Raw genomic sequence first — 1,624 nt, forward strand, 5'->3', positions numbered from 1 at the left:
AAAAGCGTTTAAACTCTTCTGGATTCAAATTTTTTACTTTTTCGTAAGTCATTGTTTTTCTGAGTGTTTTACTTTATTTTACATAATCAGTTCCTATTTTTGCAGGAGGTCTATTAATCCAGAGATTGCTGTTAAAGGCCCCCCAATGTTCTCTGGCTGAGGGGTTGACTTTTGCCCTCACCCAAGCTCAGGATCTACAGGAAACTGCCGAAAAACTGGCAGGGGAGAAATTTGATCTCATCCTCTTAAGCTTGGAAATCTCCGTCCCCCCCGGCTTAAATATTCTAGTCAAAACCAGAGAATTAGCCGCTGCTATACCGATAGTGGTTCAAACCACTAGCAATGATGAGAAATTAGTCGTTAAAGCCTTTCAACTGGGTGCTGATGGTTATATTCAGTTAAATAATATCGATAGTAGTCTTTTAGTCTATCAAATTCGTGTAGCGATCGAGCGTCAGCAATATATCCTCAATCTTAAACATCAACAACAGGAAGAAGAATTTCGCGAACTGGAACAGTTAATCAAGGGAGGACAAACTAGCATAACGGCGAAAATGTTCGGTTCTGAGGCAATAAGGCAGAGTATTCCCGATATTTTTCAAGAATTAGTCCAAAATTACGGAGATTTATTAGATTCAGCTTTAGAAGAACAAGCATACAAAGTGGAACATAATCTATCGGAACGACTGCGAAGCTTGGCCGATAAGTTAGGATTCTTAAAAGCTAGTCCTCGCGATGTGGTGGATATTCATACCACCACCCTACGCCAAAAAAATCAGGATGTCACCCTGGCCAAAGCGCAGGCCTACGTTAGCGAAGGTCGTCTTATGGTCTTGGAATTGATGGGTTATCTCGTCTCTTTCTATCGTAAATACTATATCGGTCTCAGCAACATTAAACTGTTCAATAACACGCAATCATGAGTCAATATCTTCTCAAACTCTACATTATGGGTGATTCAAGTAAATCCCAGAGGGCGATCGCCAATATTTTTCGGATCTGTCGCGAGGAGTTATCCGGTCTTTATACGGTAGAAATAATTGATGTTCTCGAACAGCCGCAATTAGCGGAACAGGATAAAATTCTCGTAACTCCTACTTTAGTCAAACAACTTCCCCCACCCCTACAAAGAATTATCGGCGATATGTCCAATACTCAAAAGGTTCTCCTCGGTTTGGATGTTATTCCCAAAGACTCCCATCTCAATTAGGATTCACCTAAAAATTCTTCTGGTTAGGTTTTTCCTCGCTAATAAGTAGGTAGATACCCCCCTTAATAAGCTATCCATTAGTCACATCTTTCTTAACATAAAATTTGACAAAAAGAGAAAAGTGTGCAAGATGGCTCAAGGGGGTTCTATGGGGGAACTAATTTGATGAGATAGTTTCCAAGTCTGGCTGATATCATGTAACCTTCGCAGTCCCAACCAAATAGTTTTAACACCTGGTTCACCGTCGCCTTTTCTACCTAAAAACCCCCCAAGAGAAGCAATCATTCTGACCGCTTCTCGAAAGGAGGGCGGCTTTTCAGGTGGCGGACTCTTTTTATGAATAGTGGCACACAAAGATTGCCATTCATGTTCTTCCAAAAAACTTTCACAACTCTCCTCTCCGTGTAAGCGTGC

At 41.1% G+C, this 1,624-nt stretch carries 3 protein-coding genes; 2 read left to right on the plus strand and 1 reads right to left on the minus strand.

The annotated features are described in order from the left end of the window. The first annotated feature begins 95 nt into the window (after positions 1–95). Positions 96–923: a response regulator gene (locus tag H6F92_RS00215; RefSeq protein WP_190356382.1), complete on the plus strand. Its 828-nt coding sequence runs from the start codon at positions 96–98 to the stop codon at positions 921–923. Beyond that, positions 920–1,210, plus strand: a complete 291-nt coding sequence (locus H6F92_RS00220) for a circadian clock KaiB family protein (RefSeq protein ID WP_002772019.1) — start codon at positions 920–922, stop codon at positions 1,208–1,210. Before H6F92_RS00215 ends, H6F92_RS00220 begins: the two co-directional genes overlap by 4 nt. A 135-nt stretch (positions 1,211–1,345) precedes the next feature. Here the strand turns inward: H6F92_RS00220 and H6F92_RS00225 are convergent. After that, positions 1,346–1,624, minus strand: a 279-nt coding sequence (locus tag H6F92_RS00225; RefSeq protein ID WP_277882280.1) for an IS4 family transposase, incomplete at its 5' end; no start/stop codon positions are given.

Origin of the sequence: Microcystis wesenbergii FACHB-1317 (genome assembly GCF_014696875.1) — a bacterium.
Taxonomy (GTDB): Bacteria; Cyanobacteriota; Cyanobacteriia; order Cyanobacteriales; family Microcystaceae; genus Microcystis; species Microcystis wesenbergii_A.

Bases quoted from the DNA above. Each gene is read 5' to 3' on its own strand.
- H6F92_RS00220 (WP_002772019.1), top strand. From the start codon at position 920: ATGAGTCAATATCTTCTCAAACTCTACATTATGGGTGATTCAAGTAAA.